Annotated in this window: 12 protein-coding genes; 7 read left to right on the top strand and 5 right to left on the bottom strand. The window is 73.9% G+C overall.

What is annotated here, in order from left to right; all coding sequences use genetic code 11:
• The first annotated feature begins 14 nt into the window (after positions 1–14).
• Positions 15–1,166: a sulfotransferase family protein gene (locus tag C4U03_RS02065; protein ID WP_103935861.1), complete on the top strand. Its 1,152-nt coding sequence runs from the start codon at positions 15–17 to the stop codon at positions 1,164–1,166.
• A gap of 15 nt (positions 1,167–1,181) precedes the next feature.
• On the opposite strand, the gene C4U03_RS02060 is transcribed toward C4U03_RS02065, so the two are convergent.
• Entirely contained in the window at positions 1,182–1,433 is a 252-nt protein-coding gene (locus tag C4U03_RS02060) for a hypothetical protein (RefSeq protein ID WP_103935860.1), read from the bottom strand.
• Positions 1,434–1,723: 290 nt separating this feature from the next.
• Here C4U03_RS02060 and C4U03_RS02055 point away from each other — a divergent pair, with 290 nt between their 5' ends.
• From C4U03_RS02055 to C4U03_RS02045, 3 genes are all read left to right on the top strand, one after another.
• Entirely contained in the window at positions 1,724–3,229 is a 1,506-nt protein-coding gene (locus tag C4U03_RS02055; protein ID WP_103935859.1) for a bifunctional aminoglycoside phosphotransferase/ATP-binding protein, read from the top strand.
• A gap of 151 nt (positions 3,230–3,380) precedes the next feature.
• Complete coding sequence (locus tag C4U03_RS02050) at positions 3,381–3,983, top strand: CBS domain-containing protein (protein ID WP_103935858.1); 603 nt, start codon at positions 3,381–3,383, stop codon at positions 3,981–3,983.
• Positions 3,984–4,061: 78 nt separating this feature from the next.
• The gene (locus C4U03_RS02045; RefSeq protein ID WP_200826970.1) at positions 4,062–5,312 is read left to right on the top strand and encodes a CoA transferase; all 1,251 of its coding nucleotides are present in this window, start codon (positions 4,062–4,064) and stop codon (positions 5,310–5,312) included.
• A gap of 212 nt (positions 5,313–5,524) precedes the next feature.
• Here the strand turns inward: C4U03_RS02045 and C4U03_RS42360 are convergent, their stop codons facing one another.
• Positions 5,525–6,535: an enoyl-CoA hydratase/isomerase family protein gene (locus C4U03_RS42360; protein ID WP_200826969.1), complete on the bottom strand. Its 1,011-nt coding sequence runs from the start codon at positions 6,533–6,535 to the stop codon at positions 5,525–5,527.
• A 538-nt stretch (positions 6,536–7,073) separates the two neighbouring features.
• Here C4U03_RS42360 and C4U03_RS02035 point away from each other — a divergent pair.
• Complete coding sequence (locus C4U03_RS02035; protein WP_103935857.1) at positions 7,074–8,492, top strand: amidohydrolase family protein; 1,419 nt, start codon at positions 7,074–7,076, stop codon at positions 8,490–8,492.
• A gap of 68 nt (positions 8,493–8,560) precedes the next feature.
• Here the strand turns inward: C4U03_RS02035 and C4U03_RS02030 are convergent, their stop codons facing one another.
• Positions 8,561–9,319, bottom strand: a complete 759-nt coding sequence (locus C4U03_RS02030) for a DeoR/GlpR family DNA-binding transcription regulator (RefSeq protein ID WP_103935856.1) — start codon at positions 9,317–9,319, stop codon at positions 8,561–8,563.
• Positions 9,320–9,595: 276 nt separating this feature from the next.
• Between C4U03_RS02030 and C4U03_RS02025 the strand changes: the two genes are divergently transcribed.
• Positions 9,596–10,192 (top strand): TetR/AcrR family transcriptional regulator, encoded by a 597-nt coding sequence (locus tag C4U03_RS02025; protein WP_103935855.1) that lies wholly within the window; start codon positions 9,596–9,598, stop codon positions 10,190–10,192.
• A 104-nt stretch (positions 10,193–10,296) separates the two neighbouring features.
• Here C4U03_RS02025 and C4U03_RS02020 read toward each other — a convergent pair whose 3' ends face one another.
• The gene (locus tag C4U03_RS02020; protein WP_103935854.1) at positions 10,297–11,085 is read right to left on the bottom strand and encodes an enoyl-CoA hydratase-related protein; all 789 of its coding nucleotides are present in this window, start codon (positions 11,083–11,085) and stop codon (positions 10,297–10,299) included.
• Between the two features lie 347 nt (positions 11,086–11,432).
• Positions 11,433–13,739, bottom strand: a complete 2,307-nt coding sequence (locus tag C4U03_RS02015; RefSeq protein WP_160146887.1) for a protein kinase domain-containing protein — start codon at positions 13,737–13,739, stop codon at positions 11,433–11,435.
• Positions 13,740–14,789: 1,050 nt separating this feature from the next.
• On the opposite strand from C4U03_RS02015, the gene C4U03_RS02010 reads away from it, so the two are divergent.
• The gene (locus C4U03_RS02010) at positions 14,790–15,278 is read left to right on the top strand and encodes a nucleoside deaminase (RefSeq protein WP_103935852.1); all 489 of its coding nucleotides are present in this window, start codon (positions 14,790–14,792) and stop codon (positions 15,276–15,278) included.
• Positions 15,279–15,389: the final 111 nt, after the last annotated feature.

The raw sequence follows: 15,389 nt of genomic DNA, 5'->3' as shown, positions 1-15,389 counted from the left end.
GAGGATCCGCATCGATGACCACAGGACGCGACAGCATCGGCACGGTCGAGGAGCTGCACGCCCTGGCCTCCAAGATCACCGGCCTGACCGACTTCGGTGAGGACCCCTACCTCGACGGCCTGGAGGTGCTGCTGCACTCCTACGCCGAGGACGCGGCGCTCACCCCGCTGGGCAACCGGGTCAAACGCGCGTTCCTGCGCGGTGCGCTGACCGCGCGGCTGCTGTCCGAGGAGGCCTGGAAGCGGCATCCCGAGCACGCCGACGTGCGCATCGAGCGGCCCGTCTTCGTCACCGGCCTGCCGCGCACCGGCACCACCGCGCTGCACCGGCTGCTCACGGCCGACCCCGCCAACCAGGGGCTGGAGGTATGGCTGACCGAGGTGCCGCAGCCGCGCCCGCCGCGCGAGACGTGGGCGGACGATCCGGTGTTCCAGGCCGTCCAGTCCGGCTACGAGCGGCACCACCTGGAGCGCCCCGAGTTCATGGGCGTGCACTACATGTCGGCCGACATGGTCGAGGAGTGCTGGCAGTTGCTGCGCCAGTCGATGCAGTCGATCTCCTTCGAGTGCCTGGCCCACCTGCCGACGTACTCCGCCTGGCTCCAGGAGCGGGACTGGACGTCGGCCTACCGCCGGCACCGGCGCAACTTGCAGCTCATCGGGCTTCCCGACGCCGGCCGGCGCTGGGTGCTGAAGAACCCCAGCCACCTGTTCGCCCTCGACGCGTTGCTGGAGGTCTACCCCGACGCGCTCGTCATCCAGACCCACCGCTCCCCGCGGACCGCGATGGCCTCGATGTGCAGCCTCGCCGCCCACGCCACCGAGGGCTGGTCACAGATGTTCACCGGCGCGGTGATCGGGCGGGACCAGCTGGAGCTGTGGAGCCGGGGCCTGGAACGGTTCCGCGCCGAGCGGGCCGGGCACGATCCGGCGCGGTTCTTCGACGTCGAGTACGACGACTTCGTACGCGACCCCCTCGGCACGATCGAGGCCGTCTACGCCCATTTCGGGCTGCCCCTCAGCGACGCCGCCCGGGCGGCCATGGCCCGGCTGCACGACGAGAGCCACTCGGGCGCGGCCCGGCCGGCGCACCGCTACCGGCTGTCGGACTTCGGCCTGACCCCCGAGGAGGTCGACGAACGGTTCGCGGCCGTCCGGCGGACGTGACACGGTGCGGCGGCGTCAGACCCAGACCGCGGCCATCCGCCAGTCCCCGTGGTCACGGACGAGGTCGTAGACGACCTCCCGGCCGTCCCGGGAACGCGCCCGCACCTGCCACAGGCAGGTGTCGACGTCATCGCGCACCCGGATCAGGCCGACCATCTCCATCAGCGCGGTCACCTCGTACTCGCGGCCGTCCGTCCAGAACGCCACCGGACGGTCGTCGTGCAGCCGCACCCGGATCGGCCGGTCACACAGTTGGCGCCGTATCATGCCGCAAGTATATCGAACATACGTTCGAAAAGGGGTGGACCGGGCGCTCTGTCGGCGACGTCGGCGGCGCCGTTCCCGGCGGCGGTACGCACCGCGCCGGCCCCGGCCGGTCCGGCGCGTACCGCCGCCGGGAACGGTTCGACGCACTCAAATCGGCGACCGCGGCAGATCGGCGCCGGCCGGACTGTGGCGCTCCTTTCACAGCCGCCCGGCCCCCGCACGGGCCGTTCGGCCCTGCCGCCCCGCCTCCCGCGGGCATAACGTCGAGGCAGCGAGTCGGGAGGAGGGCCATGGACGATTCCGGTGCGGCCGAGCCTGCGGCGGTCAGCGAGACGCACATCGGCATCGTGTTCTTCGCCGGCGACCGGGCCTACAAGGTCAAGAAGCCGGTCGACGTGGGCTTCGTCGACCTGACCGCGCGGAAGGCCCGCGAGCGGATGTGCCGCCGGGAGGTGCAGCTGAACCGGCGCTTCTCCCCCGACGTCTACCTGGGGGTCGCCGAGTTCGGTGGGCTGTCCGGCGAGCCGCCCGAGCCCGTGGTGGTGATGCGCCGGATGCCGGCCGACCTGCGGCTGGCCACGCTGGTGCGGGCGCGCCGGCCGGTGGACGACGCGCTGCGGGCGGTCGCCCGGCGGCTGGCGGCCTGGCATTCGGTCGCCCCGCGCGGCGCGGAGATCTCCGTTCAGGGGTCGCGGAACGCGCTGCGGCGGCGCTGGCGGGACAGTTTCGACCAGGTCCGCCCCTTCCACGACCAGGCGCTGAAAGGGGCCGAGGCCACGGAGATCGAGGAGCGCACCCTGCGCTTCCTGGCCGGGCGCGAGCCGTTGTTCGACGCGCGGATCCGTGCCGGCCGGGTCGTCGACGGTCACGGGGACCTGATGGCCACCGACATCTTCTGCCTGCCGGACGGGCCGCGGATCCTGGACTGCCTGGAGTTCGACGACCGGCTGCGGTGGCTGGACGGGCTCGACGACGCCGCCTTCCTCGCCATGGACCTGGAACGGCTGGGCGCACCCGCACTGGCCGAGCGCTTCCTGTCCTGGTACGCCGAGTACGCGGGCGACCCGGCGCCGGCCTCGCTGCGGCACCACTATGTGGCCTACCGTGCCTTCGTCCGCGCCAAGGTCGCCTGCATCAGGTACGGCCAGGGCGAGCCGCACGCCGCCGCGCAGGCCGGTCTGCTCGCCGAGGTGGCGCTGCGGCATCTGCGGGCCGGGGCGGTGGACCTGATCCTCGTCGGCGGCCTGCCCGGCACCGGCAAGTCGTCCCTGGCCCGGCTGCTCGGCGACCGGCTCGGCTGCACCGTCCTCAACAGCGACGTCGTCCGCAAGGAACTGGCCGACATCTCACCGGAGGAGCCGGCCGCCGCATCGTACGGCACGGGCATCTACAGCCCCGCCCACACCGAGCGCACGTACGCGACCCTGCTCGCCCGCGCCGAGACGCTCCTGGAGCAGGGGGAGACCGTCGTGCTGGACGCGTCCTGGACGGTGGCCGAGCACCGCACCCTGGCCAGGCTGCTGGCCGAACGCGCCCACGCCGATCTGTTCACCCTGCGCTGTGAGGCTCCCCCGGCCCTGACCGCGCAACGCCTGCGGGCCAGGACGGGTGGCCCCTCCGACGCCGATCCCGCCATCGCGGCGGTCATGGCGTCCCACGCCGCCCCCTGGCCCGAGGCGACCGTCATCGACACCAGTGGCCCCGTCGGCGAGTCCGCCGGGCAGGCCCTGTCGGTCGTACGTCCGCACGGCGCCGAGCACCTGTGGCACCGCCGCCCGCAGATCGCTCCGGACTGACATCGATGTCCGGGCCTCTATCGCCTCCGCTGACGTGGGTAAGGCCGAAGTCACGGTGGCGACCGGCCGCCGCCGTGTGCGGTGGCCGTGGAGATCGTCGTACCCTTCCTGTTCGTCGGGCCGCCGCCGACCGGTTGGAAAGGACCCCGCCATGCTCGTCCGAGAGGCCATGACCTCCCCCGTCGTGACGGTGCCGCCGTCGGCGACGGTCCGTCAGGCGATCCGCGTGCTGTACGAGCACGACATCACCGCGGCGCCCGTCGTCGACGGCACCGGCGCCGTGATCGGCATCGTCAGCGAGATGGACCTGATGCGCGGGGAGTTCCAGGCCGATCCGCGCGCCTTCGTGCTGCCGGTCGCCGGGCCGCACGAACCGCCGCCGCGCCTGGTCCGGGACGTCATGATCACCGATGTCCGCACCGCGCAGCCGACCTCCGACGTCGCCGAACTGGCGCAGATGATGCTGCGGACCGCCATCAAGAGCGTCCCGGTCCTGGACGACGGCGTCCTGGTCGGCATGATCAGCCGCCGGGACCTGATGGCCGTGCTGTCGCGCGGTGACGCCCGCATCCGCGATGACGTGCTGGCCTCCCTCGCCGAACTGCTGCCCAAGGGCCACTCCTGGACCGCCGAGGTCCACGACGGCGTCGTCCGGCTGAACGGGCCCACCGACCCCGGCGCCCGGCACATCGCCGAAACCCTCGCCCTCACCGTCCCCGGCGTCACCCGTGTCCTACTGCAGGAGACGAACTGACGCCAGACCCCGGCATGGGAGCAGGTCGGTGGGTCCACCTGCTGATCTTGTGTTGGCCGGGTGGGTATCGTCGGGGCCGTGCCGATCGATGAGCGTGCCGGCCGGCCCGCCGATCCGGTGGCCGACTGGGCGTGCAGCGGCGTGGTCGCGCTGACCGGGCGGGCCGACGGCCCTCCCCTGGTGCCGCCCGGCCGCGCCGCGACGGTCGCTGATGGGCTGGCCGCGCGGTTCGCGGCGATCACCGGAGTGCGGGTGGACGGGGCGCGGCTGCTGTCGGAGCGTGCCGCATTCACCGGCCACGGGCGGCGCGGCCCGGTGTCGGCCGGGGGTGCCTGCCGGCTGCTGCCCACCGCCGACGGCTGGGCGGCCGTCTCCTGCGCCCGTCCCGACGACCCGGCGCTGCTGGGCGCGCTGGTCTGCGCACAGGTGGACGAGGACCCCTGGCCCGCGGTCAACGCCTGGCTGCGCGGGCACACCGGCGCCGAACTGGCCGAACGGGCCGCGCTGCTCGGCGTCGCCGCCGGTCCCGTCCGCCCTCGGGACGTCCCGCCGGCCCTGCCGGAGCCGCCCGCGACCCGTTCGCCGGACGGGCTGCTGGTGGTCGACTTCAGCGCGCTGTGGGCGGGGCCGCTGTGCGCCCATCTGCTCGGGCTGGCCGGTGCCCGGGTGGTCAAGGTGGAGACGCCGTGGCGGCCGGACGGCGCCCGGCGCGGGAACGCCGGGTTCTACCGGCTGCTGCACGCCGGGCACCGCTCGGTCGCCCTCGATCCGCACACCGCCGGCGGGCGGCGGGCGATGGCCGCGCTGGTGGCCGCCGCCGACGTCGTCATCGAGGCGTCCCGGCCCCGGGCGCTGGCCGGTTTCGGGCTGGACGCCGAGGCCGCCGCGGCGGCGGGGACCGTCTGGGTGTCGATCACCGCCCATGGACGCGGTGACGACCGCGTCGGCTTCGGCGACGACGTCGCCGCCGCGAGCGGCCTGGTGGCGCGGGACGCCGGCGGCGTCCCGCTGTTCTGCGGCGACGCGATCGCCGACCCGCTGACCGGGCTGGCCGCCGCGGTCCTCGCCACGTCCGCGCCCACCGGCGGGACGGGGACGCTCTGGGACGTCTCGATGTCCGACGTGGTGGCCGCCACCCTGGACCCCGACGGCGGCGCTCCCCCGGCCTCGCCCGCCGCCCGGCCGGACGGTGACGGGTGGGTGGTCGACACGTCCTCCGGTCCCGTTCCCGTGGCGCTTCCCGAACGGCGGCACGTACCAGGACGGGTGCCCGATCTCGGAGAGCACACCACCGAGGTCCTGGACGAGCTGGGCATCCCTCTGCCATGACCGGCGGCCGCCGGACGCACCCGTCCCTCGGCCAGGGTCCACGCCATCAGCGGCCTCCAGCGGCTCACGCGACCGGCCGCTCCACGACCACCGAAGCCACGCCACGGGCCATGCGGGACTCGTCATGCGCGAGGGCGCGACGGCCCCGCCCGGATCGTGAACGCTCACAGGACCAGCCGGGGGCCGGACACGTCGGCCGCTCGGCGGTCCCGTCAGCGGGCGGAGTCGTCCGGCAGTACCTCGTCCACCAGGCCCCAGGCCAGGGCGGTCGCCGCGTCGAGGGGGCGGCCGGTCAGGGCCAGGTACAGGGTGCGCCAGCGGCCGATGCGGCGCGGGATGCCGACCGTGCCGCCCGCGCCGGGGATCAGCCCCATGGCGACCTCGGGCAGCCGGAAGGTGGTCCGCGCGGCGGCCACCACCGTGCCGGCGAGCGCCGGCAGCTCGATCCCGGCGCCGACGCAGGCACCGTGGACGCGCGCCTCGATCCGGGTGCCGAGCCGGTGAACGAGCCGGCCGGCTCCGCCACGGGTCCGTACGAAGTGGGCAGTGACCAGGTCGGGTGTGGTGCCGAACTCGTCGAGGTCGCCACCTGAGCAGAACGAGGGCCCGGCCCCCTCCAGCACCACCCGATCCAAGGTCGGGTCGAGCAGTGCCAGCTCCAGCGCATCGACGAGTGCGTCCCGCGCCTGGCGGCCGTAGGCGTTGCGGCGCTCGGGCCGGTTCAAGGTGATGACCAGGCGGTCGGCGTCCCGGCGTACCAGCACCGGCTCCTCGGCCACCGGCGGCAGAGGGCGGGGGCCGCGGCCCTCCACCCAACGGCGGAACTCCGGACCGTCCAGCAGCGTGGAATAGGCGAACGATTCCACGTCCAGCGCCGCGCCGACCGGCAGGGACTCCGACGCCCGCAGCACCTGGCCGAGCACCACCGCCGCCTGCGGGTTGCGGGCGGCCGCCCGGCGCAGGACCTCCAGCTCCTCCTCCGGATCGGCGACGGTGACACAGCGGCGGTCCTCTCCAGTGACCGTCAGGGTCAGGTCGAGCGCGTCCAGCAGTCCCGCTATCCGCGCGGGGACCGGCCCGGAGGCGATCCCGACCAGCAGCCGGTCACCGGCTCCGGCTCGGGCCACCGCCCGTTCCAGCGTCGCCGGGGGTACGTCGTCGTCCAGCACCACGGCCATGAGCGGCTCGGCCAACCGCCCGGCCTCGCCCAGCGGAGGATGCACGGCGCCATCCGCCAGGTCGGCGATCGAAACACGCGCTGAACCGGCCAACCAGAGCCTCCGTTCCGGCAACGACCCGCACGACCCGGCAAGATGCCGACCGACCCGGCACCGGACCGTTTCCACACCGACCTGACCACGCGACACCGAACCGCACCGACACGGCACTGAGCGGCCGACCCGGCATCAGACCAAGCCGACTCCACGTCGAACCGACGATACGACAGACCACACCACAACCCGGCGCCGGACCGGCGCCGCATCGGACCGGACCGGATCGGCGTCAAGGCGGATCGGTTCGGCCGCGGACCGGCCCGGCGTTCGACCGGGCCAGGGTCGGCTCGCTGTCGGGCCAGGTCGGTGTTGGGCCAGGTCGGTGTTGGGCCAGGTCGGTGGTGATGTGACGGTGATCCTTTGGCGTGCGGAAGTGTATGGTCGGGGGCGTGTCGACCGATGACCGCGATGGCTTTTCCGCTTCGTCGGTCGCCGATCCGGTGCTCCGCCGGCACGGCCGGGAGCGTGGGGTCCGCCCGGTGGCGTCGTGACCGGTCTGCTGTTGCGGGACGCCGAGCTCGATGGGCGGCTGCGGGTGGACGTGCGGATCGTCGGCGGGCGCGTGAGCGAGGTCGCTCCCGTGCTGGAGCGGCGGCCGGGAGAGGCCGTCCACGACTGCCGGGGGGGCGCTCTGCTGCCCGGCCTGTGCGACCACCATGTGCATCTGCATGCTTTGGCGGCGTGGCGCGGGTCGGTGCGCTGCGGCCCTCCGGAGGTGACCGGCCGGGACGGCCTGGCCGCCGCGCTGGCCGCCGCGGTGCCGGACGGGCACGGCTGGATCCGGGGAGTCGGGTACGCCGAGACGGTCGCCGGTGACCTGGACGCCGCCGCCCTGGACCGGCTGCGCGCCGACCGGCCGGTCCGCGTCCAGCACCGCAGCGGAGCGCTGTGGATCCTCAACACCGCCGCGCTGCGGGCCGTCGGGGCGGACGGTGGGGACCATCCGGGCGTGGAGCGCGACGGGCGTGGCCGTCCTACCGGGCGGCTGTGGCGGGCCGACGACTGGCTGCGGTCCCGGCTGCCGCGCACCGGCCCGCCGGACCTGGCCCCGGTCGGCACCACCCTCATCCGCCACGGCGTCACCGCCGTCACCGACGCCACCCCCGACCTGGACGCCGGGGCCATCGCGGCGATCACCGCCGCCATGCGGCGCGGGGCGCTGCCCCAGCGGGTCCATCTACTGGGAGTGCCGCTGGGCGACGCCGTTCCCGGAGACGACGGCGGCCCAGAGCCGGTCACCGGCCCCTACAAGATCGTCCTCGCCGACTCCGGGCTGCCCGCTTATGACGAACTGGCCGACCGGATCCGGGCCGCGCACGCGGCCGGGCGCGCCGTCGCCGTGCACTGCGTCACCCGGGAGGCGCTGGTGCTCCTGCTGGCCGCGCTGGACGACACCGGTCCCCTGCCCGGCGACCGGATCGAGCACGCCGCGCTGGTGCCGCCCGAGCTCGTCCCGGACATCGCCCGGCTGGGGCTGCGAGTGGTCACCCAGCCCGGCTTCCTCGCCCACCGGGGTGATGACTACCTACGCGACGTCCCGCCGGAGGACCGCCCTGACCTGTACCGCTGCGCCACCTTCCGGCACGCCGGAATCCCTCTGGCGCTGTCCAGCGACGCCCCCTATGGGCCGCTCGACCCGTGGGCCGTCATCGCCGCGGCGACCACCCGGCGCACCCCTTCCGGACAGGTCGCCGGACCGGACGAACGGCTCACCTTCGGCCAGGCGCTCGACGCCTACCTCGCGCCGCCCGACGACCCCGGCGGCCCGCCCCGGCGGGTGCGGCCCGGCCTGCCCGCCGACCTCATCGTCCTGCGCGTCCCACTGGCCCATGTACCAGACGAGCCAAACCCCGTCCGGGCAGTACTGACCGGCGGCGATCCGGTCCTGCTGGAAGATCCGCTGTAGGGGTCCGCGCTCCTCAGGACATTGGCCGCTGAGACGAACAGCGATGGTCTCCGGCACCGGTCGCATGGTCACACCTTCCGTACGACCACGCCCGCGGCGACCAGGGGATCGGTCTCGTCGTCGTCGGCCGTGTCGTCGGTGACGACGGCGTGCAGGGCGGAGGCGGGGGCGACGAAGGCCAGGGCGGTGCGGGAGAGCTTGGCGGCCTCCGCGACGGCGATGACCCGGCGGGACGAGGCGATCGCGGCACGCTTGACGGCGGCCTCACCCAGGTCGTGGGCGGTCAGGCCGCCGGTCGCGGTCAGCCCGCAGCAGCCGATGATCGCGGTGTCGAAGCGCAGGGCGGCCAGCGACGCCTCGGTCAGGGGGCCGGTCAGCGCCAGCTCGCCCGGCCGCGGCCGGCCCCCCGGCACCAGCAGCGTCATCTGCGGGGCCCCGGTCAGCGCGTTCACGACGTGCAGGGACAGCGGCATCACGGTCAGCCGGCGGTGCTCGAGCGCGAGGGCCACCTCCAGGCAGGTGGTGCCACCGTCGAGGACGACGGCCTCCCCGTCGGTGATCAGCTCGGCGACCTCGGCGGCGATGCGCCGCTTGACCTCCAGTCCCTCCTGGGCCCGCAGTACGAAGGGCGGTTCCTCACCGCGCAGCAGCAGGCTCCTGGCCCCTCCGCGGTAACGCTCGACCACCCCTTGAGCCGCCAGGACCTCCAGGTCGCGGCGAATGGTCATCTCCGAGGCGCCGGTGAGCCCGGCCAGCTCCGCGACGCTGACGCGGCCCGCCTCCCGCACGGCCTCGGTGATCCGTCTCAGTCGTTCCGTGTCCGCCATATTCCGATTGAACATTAAAGGTGATCGAAAAGCCAAGTTGTGAACATCATTCCTGTTCGATAGTTCACGGTGTGCGGAGACCACTGCGGGCCTGCCGGAGTCGGCCACCGACGTCCGGACGCTCGGGGCGGCGTTCGTGGTGTTCGGTTTCGGCAACGGCTGCCTGGACGGATGATGTCGGGCGACACGATCCGGGCGGACACCGCCGCCGGTACGCTGTCGGACTGATCGTCGCGGCACCGGGTGCGATCGGACCAGGCCGGGAGGGGCACAGCCATGCCGACCGAGCAGGCGACCGAGAAGGCGCGCATCGTCGAGGCGGCCCACCGCTGCCTGGTCGACAGCGACGGCGTGACCGCTTCGGTCACCGGCATCCTCACCACCGCGGGGCTGTCCACCCGAGCCTTCTACCGGCACTTCGAGTCCAAGGACGGGCTGCTGCTGGCCATGTTCCGCGAGGACGCCGACCGGGTGACGGCGGAACTGCGGGCGGCGGCCGCGGCGGCGCCCACCCCGGGCGAGGCGCTGCGGCAGCTGATCCACGGGATGCTGCGGCTGACGGCCGAGGCCCCCCGGCGGCGGCGCATCCTGGTGCTGGTCTCCGAGGAGGCCCAGCGGGCCCGCGGCTACGCGGCCGAGCACGCCCGTTTCCGGGCCGCCCAGGAGGCCACCATCGCCGAGATCCTGCGGGCCGGACTGGCGGACGGCTCCTTCCCGTGGGCCGATCCCGAGCCGGACGCCCGGTCCATCCGGGCGGCGCTGGGCCAGGCGTTCATGGAGCAGATGCTCCAAACCGCCGAGGCCGGGCCTGCCGAGGCGGCCGAACAGGTGACCCGCTTCGCCTTCCGCGCGCTCGGCGCGGAGGGACCGTAAGACCCGCCGCCTAGCGGAGGGCAGGACCCGGCGAAACAGGAAGCCACAGAAGTGCCGCACCCGCGGCACGGGCTGAATCCCCGGCCTCCAGGCCAAGGAGCGCGTCAATGGAGGGGGGTGAAGACCGGCGGCCGCTTCTCCTTGCGGGCGGCCAGCGCCTCGGCCAGGTCCGGGCCGCCGAACGAGGCGTCCATCAGCTTGAGCGTGTCGGCCAGCGCGTCGTCGTGGGAGCGTTCGAGGTCGGCGTACACCTGGGCCTTGATCGCCGCCAGCGAGGACGGGGCGCAGCCGGCCGCCAGGTCCGCCGCGTAGTCCACGGCCTCCTGCAGCACCCGGTCGGGCTCGACGACCCGGTGGACCAGCCCGATCCGCTCGGCCTCCTCGGCGTCCAGCGTACGGCCCGACAGCAGCAGTTCCATCGCCCGGGAGGCGCCGATCAGCCGGGGCAGCAGCCACGACAGGCCGTACTCGGCGACCAGGCCGAGCCGGGAGAAGCTGGTGGTCATCTTCACCCCGCGGCCCGCGAAGCGCACGTCGCTGCCCATCATGTAGGCGAAGCCGATGCCGGCCACCGGGCCGTTGACCGCGGCGATCACCGGAGTGCGCAGCCGCAGCGCCATGGTGGGCAGGTCCTCGGCGGGGGGCACGAGCGCGCGGATGGCGTCCGGCCCCTGGTTGAGCACCCCCAGGTCGGCGCCCGCGCAAAAGCCGCGGCCCGCGCCGGTCACCACGATCGCCCGCACCTGCGGGTCGGCGTCGGCCTCCCGCAGTGCCCGCGCGTAGGCGACCGACATCGGCCCGGTCATCGCGTTGAGCGCCTGCGGCCGGTTCAGCGTGATCACCGCCACCGAGCGCTCGTGGCGCACCAGCACGGTCTCCTCGGTGTCGTTCATCGGCCCTCCTCGTCGCGTCCAGCCCACGCGGTCCCGGCGCGGTGCTGCGGGGCCGACGGTACCGAACCCCGTTCCGCGGCCGGACCTCGGGTGTGGCGGACGCGAACGCCCTCGGCGATCACGGCCGCCGGAAGGAGGCGCCGGCGCCGCGCCGGGAGAGCGGCCTTCCGCTCTCCCGGAAGCCGTGGAAGGGCCGACGGGCCCTTCCACGGCTTCCGGGAACCCTCGTTCATGAAGGTGGCGAAGCCGAGCGGTGCGGCAGGAGGTCCATCCTGTCCCCTCCACAGGACGGCCCCACCGGTGCCTGTGCGGGTCCCCTGACGCGCACAGGCACTGGCCGGCAGGGGTCAGCCTGCCGCCTCCTCGGGGGGTGGGGTGCTCTCGGGGAGCGGCTCGGGTACCGGGTCCGGCTCGGGTGCCGGGGGCTTGGCCTCCGGCTCCGGGGCGGGCTTGGGCGGAGTGGCGGGTTCCTGTGGCTTGGGGGTCTCGGGCTCGGGGGCCTCCGGGTCCGGATCCGGGTCGGGGCTCTCCGGGTCGGGCTTGGGAGCCGGGTCGGGGCTCGGCGGCGTGCTCGGCTCCGGGCTCGACGGTGCGGGGTCGGGCGTACCGGGGTCGGGCGTGCCTGGTTCGGGCGTGCCTGGTTCGGGGGTGGGGGTGCTCGGCTCAGGTGACGGCGTGGTGCCCGCGCTCTCGGCCTGCGCCTCGGTGCCGGTGCCGGTGAGGGTGATCCGCACCGCCTGGCCGCCGGTGTCGCTGGGGATGACCATGACCGCGGTCTGCACCCCGGCGGCCCGGGGGGCGAAGGTCACGTCGTAGTAGCAGGAGTCGTCTCCGGCAGGCGGCGGGCACTGCGTGAAGACGGCTTTGAACTGGCCGTTGCCGCCCACGACGGTCATCTGGTCCTCGGCGTCGCACTCCCGCCAGGGGTAGGAGAAACCCTCCGTCCTGGACGACCCCACCGGCACCGAGCCGAGATCCCGGGTTTCGGCGTGGAAGAAGCAGTCGCTGGACGAGCCGGTACCGCTGAGAGCGAGCGTCACCGCGTCACCGCCGTCGTCGAACGGGACGACAAGGGTGGCGGTGTGCGTCCCGGCGGTGGTGGGCGTGTAAGTGATCCGGAACGTACAGGTGCCGGTGGCGGCCTCCGGCGGGCAGCCGGTCAGCTCCCGGGAGAAAGCGGCGGCCGACGCGCCGCGGATGGTGATGCCCCCGGCGTCGTAGCAGGGGCTCCACGGGAAGGAGAAGGTCTCGGCGGCCGACCCGCCGACGACGACCGTGCCGAAGTCGTGCGGCTCCAGCGTGCGGCTGGACGGGCACTGCCCGTCCGACGTCGGTTCCGGTGTCGGCCCGGCGGTCGGCCCGGGTGTCGGGGGGCCGCCTGGGTCGTCCGGATCGTCCGGGCCCGGGGTGTTCGGGTCGCCCGGATCGACCGCCGGGAGGGTCGCGGTCGGCGGCACCTCGCTCTGCCCTGGGGTCGGGGTCGGCGTGCTTGGGGTCGGGGTGGGCGAGGACGGAGGCGACGGGGTGGGCGTGACGCTGGGGCCCGCCGGTGGCCGTTCACCCGCCCGTGGTGTGGTCAGGTTGGTGTCACTGCTGTTGAGGGCGAAGACGACCGCGGCGCCGGCGACCACCACCGCGGCGGCCACGATGGTGGCGGCGGCCTTGGCCGAACCCGTGCCCAGCACCCGCCCGGCCCGTCCCGTGCGGGTTCCGGCCTCGGCCAGGTGGGCGGCGGCTCCCCCGGCCGCCTGGCCGCCCGGGACCATCAGCGCGGCCAGCGGGAACAGCGCCGCCAACGCGACCGCCGCGGCGGCCAGCCAGGCCACCCCGCGGCGTTCCCAGTCCTCGCCGTAGGCGGCCACGGCGGCGGCCTCCAACTCGTCGACGAACGCCGCCGCCTCGGCGGGCCGCTCCCGCAGATCCTTGGCCATGCCGTGGGCGACCAGCCCGCGCAGCGGCTCGGGCACCTCCTCGACCGGGACCGGCGCCTGCAGGTGCTGGGCCGCCATGGCGGCGGCCCCGGTGGCCCGGTACGGCCGGTGCCCGGTCACGCATTCGAAGAACACGCAGGTCGCGGCGTACACGTCGGTGGCGGGCAGGGCCTGCTCACGGCGCCACTGCTCGGGCGCCATGTACGCCGGGGTGCCGGCCGTCGAGCGCAGGCCGGCCGGGGTGGCGACCCCGAAGTCGATCAGCTTGCTGACCCCGTCCGACCGGACGATCACATTGGCCGGCTTGTAGTCGCGGTGCACCACCCCGACCGCGTGGGCGGCGGCCAGGCCCAGCAGCGACCCCTTGAGGACGGCCAGGGCCGCCTCGGGCGCCAGTGGGCCGCGCTCGCTCAGCAGCCGCTTGAGCGGAACGCCCTCGATGGCCTCCATGACCAGGGCGATGCCGTGCCTGCTCTCCACCACCTCGTGCAGGCGGGCCACGTGCTCGTGCCGCACCGAGGACAGCATTTGCGCCTCGTACCGCGACCTGGCCACCGAGTCGTCGTCGGAACGGGTCTGGCCGCGTTGCAGTTCCGGGCCTGTGACGTACTTGATCGCGACGTAGGCGCCCGACGTTCCATGCCGGGCCAGGACCACGCGCCCCTGCGAACCGGCGCCGAGTTCACCTACTTCTGAGTAACCTTCCAGCCGCCATGCGCTCATCGGCATTCCCCATGGTTTTTCATCCCGGAGGAGCCACAAGCCCATGCCGAAAAAGGGCCACCGCCCTCGGGAAGCACTGAAACGAATTTCCGGTATTCGCGGTCCGCGAATACGCCCGCCGTCACCGGCCCCCGCCGGACGGCGTTTCGTCGACCGCGGCCCACCCCGGCCGCGCACCCGGCCTGAGCAGGCCGAAGATCTCCCCGTTCACTGCGCCAGCAGCAGCCACCCCCGTCGCATGGTCCCCCGCTCGATCATTTTCCCGACATCCAATGCCGTTAAAGAAAGAGTAAAGCGCACTGTTCGCGCCACGGTCAACGCATCACCGGTACAGACCTGCACACCGGCCGCGACATTCCCCAGACCCGGCCGAGGAACCCCTGGTTTCGGCCCACTCTGACAGGGCGGAATCGGACGCTCCATCACCTGCTGACACGGCGTTTCCGTACCCGCTTTCCGCGATCAAGAAAGTTATCTGAAAAGGAAATGGATCTCCCGGGAACCGTCTCTCCGCACGCCGGCGGCGGACCAGGAGGCCAGGCCCGTCCCGACGTCCCCGCCGCCCCTCACCGGCTGCGCTGCGCCCGGAAAGACCCGCGGTGGGGGCCCCGTCCGCGACGCGGCGCCCTCCTTTTCGGACGTCCTCATCCTCCGCAATGTCGCCCGCAATGCCGCCCGCGACATCGCATGGCGAAGAGGGTGACGACAGCGCCGGTGGTTTACACCGATGCCCGCGTAACAGGGGCGTAACACGCTGACGGCGATCCGATCCTCCAACGGGCGGGGCCCCATCACGGACCGGGCCCGGTTCCCAGCCGACCGGCGGGGAACCGACCGCGGCGCTCGCGCCGCCGGACCGTCAGTCAGCTTCTCGGCCCTGAAGGACCGGGCTTCCGCGCTGCATCACCGGTGAAAGGGCAGTCATGCCCCTGAAGACGTCACGCGGACTTCTGTCGCCGGGCGACACCGCGGGTGCGGGCCGGAAGCTGGCATGATCGGCCAGACGGGGCGCCCCGGGGGCGCTGAGGATCGTCCCGGTGGGAGGTTGCGATGGTGGACGACGGTGAACTGCGGTACCTGCGGCGCTGCGTGGAGCTGGCGGCCGAGGCGCTGGGCAAGGGCGACGAGCCGTTCGGGTCCGTGCTCGTGGCGGCCGACGGGACGATCCTGGCCGAGGACCACAACCGGGTGGCCTCCGGCGACCAGACCCGTCATCCGGAGTTCGAGCTGGCCCGCTGGGCGGCGGCCAATATGACCCCGGAGCAGCGGGCGGAGGCGACCGTCTACACCTCCGGGGAGCACTGTCCGATGTGCGCCGCCGCGCACGCCTGGGTGGGGCTGGGCCGGATCGTGTACGCCTGCTCCTCGGAGCAGCTGGTGGGCTGGCTCGCCGAGCTGGGGGTGCCCGCGCCTCCCGTACGGCCGCTGCCGGTCCAGGAGGTCGCTCCCGGGGTCGTGGTGGAGGGCCCCGTTCCCGAGCTGGCGGAGCCGGTGCGCGAGCTGCACCGCCGCTTCCACACCGGGCGGACCGGGCGCTAGGAGGCGACCGGCCGACCTCCGGAACGATCAGCGCGGGACAGCCGTGCGGGAGGGCTGATCGTTCCCAGGGCACGGCGACCGGCCGGCCTCCAGGACGATCGGCCCGCCGAA

Source organism: Thermomonospora echinospora (assembly GCF_900108175.1).
GTDB lineage: Bacteria > Actinomycetota > Actinomycetes > Streptosporangiales > Streptosporangiaceae > Thermomonospora > Thermomonospora echinospora.
The sequence above is the reverse complement of the archived record's forward strand: the minus strand, read 5'-3'. Positions and strand labels throughout refer to the sequence as shown.

Coding starts and splice junctions, on each gene's coding strand:
- C4U03_RS02065 (WP_103935861.1), top strand. CDS start 15: ATGACCACAGGACGCGACAGCATCGGCACGGTCGAGGAGCTGCACGCC.
- C4U03_RS02025 (WP_103935855.1), top strand. CDS start 9,596: ATGCCGACCGAGCAGGCGACCGAGAAGGCGCGCATCGTCGAGGCGGCC.
- C4U03_RS02050 (WP_103935858.1), top strand. CDS start 3,381: ATGCTCGTCCGAGAGGCCATGACCTCCCCCGTCGTGACGGTGCCGCCG.
- C4U03_RS02060 (WP_103935860.1), bottom strand. CDS start 1,433: ATGATACGGCGCCAACTGTGTGACCGGCCGATCCGGGTGCGGCTGCAC.
- C4U03_RS02010 (WP_103935852.1), top strand. CDS start 14,790: ATGGTGGACGACGGTGAACTGCGGTACCTGCGGCGCTGCGTGGAGCTG.
- C4U03_RS02055 (WP_103935859.1), top strand. CDS start 1,724: ATGGACGATTCCGGTGCGGCCGAGCCTGCGGCGGTCAGCGAGACGCAC.
- C4U03_RS02020 (WP_103935854.1), bottom strand. CDS start 11,085: ATGAACGACACCGAGGAGACCGTGCTGGTGCGCCACGAGCGCTCGGTG.
- C4U03_RS02015 (WP_160146887.1), bottom strand. CDS start 13,739: ATGAGCGCATGGCGGCTGGAAGGTTACTCAGAAGTAGGTGAACTCGGC.
- C4U03_RS02030 (WP_103935856.1), bottom strand. CDS start 9,319: ATGGCGGACACGGAACGACTGAGACGGATCACCGAGGCCGTGCGGGAG.